Here is a 4,395-nt window from a genome sequence, read left to right as displayed (position 1 = left end):
GTCTGGACATTATAGCCGACCATGCCGCTGTGCCGGGCGCTGGTCGCCATGGCCCGGGCATCGGGATCGGTCAGGGAGATCTGCCCGTCGGGCGTATTGGTCAGGGCCTTCTCCATTGCTTTAAGCCGCGCGATCTCCTGCCGAATATGGCCATAGCGACGGGCGAGATGCGCGACCTTGTCAGCCCGTGCCTCACCCTCTTCCTGGCGGTCGATGCGGGCCATGTCATCGACATACTGCGAGACATCGGCCTCCAGATGGGCCAGGCGGCTGGCGATCTTGTTCTTGGTGAAGTTGCGGTCGCGCTTGTTGACCGCCTTGAATTTACTGCCGTCGATGGCGACGCAATCGCCCCTCAGCACCCCGATCCGCCGACACAGTTCCACGAATTGCGCGCAGGTCTTGCGGATCGCTGCCCCGTTATCGCGCCGGAAATCGGCGATGGTCTTGTGGTCGGGCACCAGGCGGCCGGTCAGCCACATCAGCTCGACATTGCGTCCCGCCTCTCGCTCCAGGCGACGGCTGGACGGGATGCGGTTCAGCTAGCCGTAGATGAAGAGCTTCAGCAGCACAGCCGGATGGTAGCCCGGGCGACCGGTTCGGGCGGGCACACAACGCTCGAAGCCGAGCGCCGGAAGATCAAGTTCATCGACGAAGAGGTCGACGACACGGACCAGGTGGTCCTCGCCGATCCAGTCCTCAAGACGATCAGGGAAAAGCGTGACCTGTTCCCGGTCGATGCCGGCGATGAAACCCGCCATCCCTGTCTCCCGCTGCCTCGCGGAAGCTTACCACGAGACCGCGTTTCCACACAGCCTCGGCCCTGTCCCGTCGTTCGGTGTAGCGAATGGACAGGTATTGCGACCCGCGGTCGGAATGGTGGACGAGCCCCGCGCCCTTAATCGGGCGGCGATCATGGACAGCCTGCTCCAAGGCATCGAGTACGAAACCTGAAAGCGCTGTTTGGCTTGCCCGCCAGCCGACGGAGCGCCATTGATGCGCCATTGGTTCAAGCACAATGGCGCGCGCGTGCAGGCGTAGATGATGAAAGCCATATACTCAAAGCCCCGCCAGGTGGCGACGTAGGTGACATCGCCAACCCAGGGCATGTTCGGCTCCGGAACCCTGAACTTCCGGTTTGCCTTGTCCCGCGGGCATGGGGACTTCTTGTCCTGGATCGTTGTTCGGTGCGGCTTGCCGCGGATAATGCCTTGACTGCCCAATCACGACCTTCGCAGCTTCGGCTTTGCTGCGGCGCGGCCTCCCCAAGCCGGCCATCCGTGGCATCGTGCAGCAAGGCTTGACACACCGAGGTAGGCTCCGCAGACATTGCTGTCGTTGGGCAACACAGTTGCTTTAGCTGAGATCACCGCTTCGCTTGTTCGAGCAGTCGATCCAACCAGTGGCGAAATCGACTAGAGATCGAAAATCGCATAACTTGCATTCGGCACCTCCGAATTTTCCGAAGGAAACAGCGCCGGTCTTTTCGAACGCCTCACCAATTTTCGGAAACAGCCGGTTCGTGTCATCTGTTACGTCAGGTGTTTCGATCCATGATCCGTTGGGGCCACCGTTCTTGAAGCGCCGCGTCTTGGTCCGCTTGTGTTGTGCAAAGGTCTCAGCTGTGTGAAGGGCTGAGCATCGGTTCCAGCCGACCCCGATCAGCAAGATCCTCATGGCTTTGCGATCACGGAGCTTCCCAAGGGGCGTTTTCTCTCCCGTCGCCCACGCGAGGCTGTGCTCCTTTAGAAAGTCGTTTGCTTTCTCACCGTTGAGGCAAATCGAAACAGCCGGGTGGTCGCTGCGTTGGGTTCCCGGCCAGGTTCTGAAAGTCTCTGCAATGACACCCATGCCCGACGTTGTGGATTTCGCTACATCGAAACCGGGAACCGCGTCTTCGATTTCGGCAATCTGGTCTTGGGTCAAGCGGGACAGATCAACTTCAGCAGGAAAGCAGGCGTCGGAAGAAAAGTCGGGCATTCCTACAAGACCTGTTCCACCCACCGCCTTCAGAAGGCTTTCCACAATTGTTCGAGCGCCGCCCACGGTAGCGCCTACGGCGCTCATCGAGCCATGCACAAAAAGTCCGTCTCCAGCGTAAACGCCGAGTGAGATAAGATCATTGAAAAGGCTTGTCTGGGTATGAATTGCGGCAACCATGCGCCTGACTATCACGATTTCTGCGGATGCAACATTCGTCAAAGTGGGCTCGATGTGGACCTGCGGCGGTGCGGCGTGCCGGTCGCCCAGGTGAGTGGGGCTTCCCGGCAGAGCCGGCCCATTACCGACCTTCAACTTGGGCACGGACGCTGCTTGCAGCTTCGTCGAACCGGTCAGTCGTGCTTCTCGCAGAAACCCAATTATTGCCTCCTCTCGACTGGTCGCATCCGCCGGGTTCACAAGGGGAGCAGGTAAAATCTAGCTTCGAATGGCTGAGAAACATCTTGAAGATACCGACAATGCGAGAGACATTGGTCAAAAGGAAAACTGTCGAGAATAAGTATGAACACAGAAGTCAAACCCGATATATCGCTTCAACTTGAGAAAACGGCTGAAGATGAGTATCGAAACACACTTGATGAAGCGCAAGGTGCTGAGCCCATACCGCCTGCAGACATCGTATCATACAATGAATTAAGGTCGTGTGCTGACCTGTTCCGACTATTCGATACGGACAAACTTGAAATTCAGCCAGATTTCCAAAGGGAAGTAGTTTGGAAGCCAAATGATCAAAGCCGTTTCATTGACTCTTTAGTTAAGCAGTTGCCGATACCAAGCATGTGTTTTAGCTTGGACTACAAAACGCAAAAATGGAAGGTTATCGACGGCCTGCAGAGAATGAGTTCAATTATATCATTCCTGTCGGATCAGCCGTGGCGTTTGCGAAGCTTGGAGGACATACATCCTCTATTGCGCGGCAGTCGCAACATAGACCTGAAGAATGGAAACCCTGATCAACAGAGACTTTTCACTACCGTTCAGGATGTATCGATACCCATTACCGTGTTGAGGTGTGATTACTCCCAGCCTGCGCACATGCAATACCTGTTCACTATTTTTCATCGCCTGAACTCTGGCGGTGTGAGATTGAACAATCAGGAAATTCGAAACTGCATCTACACTGGCTCTTTTAACACTTGCCTAAAGGAGTTCGATTCAAAGGACCCAAGCTGGATTAAAATAAAGAAGCGGATTTGGGGCTCGGCCAATCGTTTTAGATCAGTGGAGCTGTTGTTGCGGGCGCTCGCGCTAACGGAAAACCTTGAAGAATATGATGGCAACCTAGCCCGTTTCCTTAACAATTATATGCACGAGAGGGCAGGCCTAGGCGAAGGCCAAATCGAACAGCTTCAGACAAGGCTTGAAAAAATGAGCCAGCGAGCCGTTCACGCCTTGGGAAGTGGCTCAACAAAAATCTCTATGACTTTCATCGAGGCAACACTTGTTGGTGTGCTGTCTAATCTGAACTCGCCGCTCGAAGCCAGCAAGGAAACGCTGCATGGCAATTTCCTTAGAATGATGCGTCGGGATAACTTTGCGGAAGCGGCTCGTTACGCGGTAGCGTCAGAAGCGAACGTTAAGTCACGACTTGCTGTGGCAATTGAAGAATTCAAGATGGTCTGAGATGGTTGTAGATACGATTACCGGTATTGAAAACTGGTTCAAAGAACCAACTTCGGACAACGAAAGACCAATGCTACTTTCGAAGCTCGCCCTAATTGAATTTTGCGGCTGGCTTGAGGAATGGATGGATGAATCTGTTCGTCAGGTTAATCAATCCACACTGAACGATGCAGACTGGGTCGAAGAAAACATCATCAAACAAACCCACGGGTTTCATTATAACAAGCACTTCAGACCCATGCTTTGTAGTGTTCTGGGGGAGCATAGTATTCGTGAGATCGAAGGAAGTTTTGAGCAAAACCACCAAGGTGACCTTGAGCTTATTCGCTCTACCTTGGGGACACTTTGGCGGTTGCGCTGCAACCTTGCCCACGCAGATCTAGCAGCGCACCAAAGAGCACAGATTAATATATACGCACCGTCTTGGACGAAAAACCAATATCGCCTACTTTCAGGACGCCTTGATAATTTTCGAAATTGCATTTTGAACAGCATTTGACACCTCAGCTTCCAAACTCAGACGTTCATATCAACTCGCAAGTTAATGTCTGCTGTCGACTTGGCGAGCAGCTTGTCCGAATGCGCAGCGAACTTCCGCTATCCGCCCACTGTGTCGGTCGCACCGCATCGAGGGGCGCGATCCTGGCCGAATGTCCTGTGTGGATGGCCCCCGCATAGCAAGTCGTAAATGATCTCGTGTACCTTTTCAGAAGCGGTCTTGTGTCCGGCCTGTTTGCGCGGTTCACACCGCTGGCCCTGATGGGATCCGCA

3 protein-coding genes and 2 pseudogenes are annotated in these 4,395 nt (G+C 54.4%); 2 read left to right on the top strand and 3 right to left on the bottom strand.

What is annotated here, in order from left to right; all coding sequences use genetic code 11:
- From KM176_RS24650 to KM176_RS24645, 3 genes and pseudogenes are all read right to left on the bottom strand, one after another.
- Positions 1 to 761 (bottom strand): annotated as a pseudogene (locus KM176_RS24650) (transposase); the annotation flags it as partial.
- A gap of 70 nt (positions 762 to 831) precedes the next feature.
- A pseudogene (locus tag KM176_RS25110) lies at positions 832 to 1,223 on the bottom strand (DDE-type integrase/transposase/recombinase); the annotation flags it as partial.
- A 133-nt stretch (positions 1,224 to 1,356) separates the two neighbouring features.
- Positions 1,357 to 2,304 carry an aminoglycoside N(3)-acetyltransferase gene (locus KM176_RS24645; protein ID WP_160897327.1) on the bottom strand — a complete coding sequence of 316 codons (948 nt, stop codon included), beginning with the start codon at positions 2,302 to 2,304 and terminating at the stop codon, positions 1,357 to 1,359.
- Positions 2,305 to 2,502: 198 nt separating this feature from the next.
- On the opposite strand from KM176_RS24645, the gene KM176_RS24640 reads away from it, so the two are divergent.
- Together KM176_RS24640 and KM176_RS24635 are read left to right on the top strand one after the other, a co-directional pair.
- Positions 2,503 to 3,624, top strand: a complete 1,122-nt coding sequence (locus tag KM176_RS24640) for a DUF262 domain-containing protein (RefSeq protein WP_160897328.1) — start codon at positions 2,503 to 2,505, stop codon at positions 3,622 to 3,624.
- Position 3,625: 1 nt separating this feature from the next.
- Positions 3,626 to 4,123 (top strand): hypothetical protein, encoded by a 498-nt coding sequence (locus KM176_RS24635; protein ID WP_160897329.1) that lies wholly within the window; start codon positions 3,626 to 3,628, stop codon positions 4,121 to 4,123.
- Positions 4,124 to 4,395 lie beyond the last annotated feature (272 nt).

Source organism: Pseudooceanicola endophyticus (genome assembly GCF_018760365.1).
In the GTDB taxonomy this organism is placed as follows: Bacteria; Pseudomonadota; Alphaproteobacteria; order Rhodobacterales; family Rhodobacteraceae; genus Pseudooceanicola; species Pseudooceanicola endophyticus.
This window is presented reverse-complemented; position numbering and strand designations above follow the sequence as displayed.

Coding starts and splice junctions, on each gene's coding strand:
- KM176_RS24635 (WP_160897329.1), top strand. CDS start 3,626: ATGGTTGTAGATACGATTACCGGTATTGAAAACTGGTTCAAAGAACCA.
- KM176_RS24640 (WP_160897328.1), top strand. CDS start 2,503: ATGAACACAGAAGTCAAACCCGATATATCGCTTCAACTTGAGAAAACG.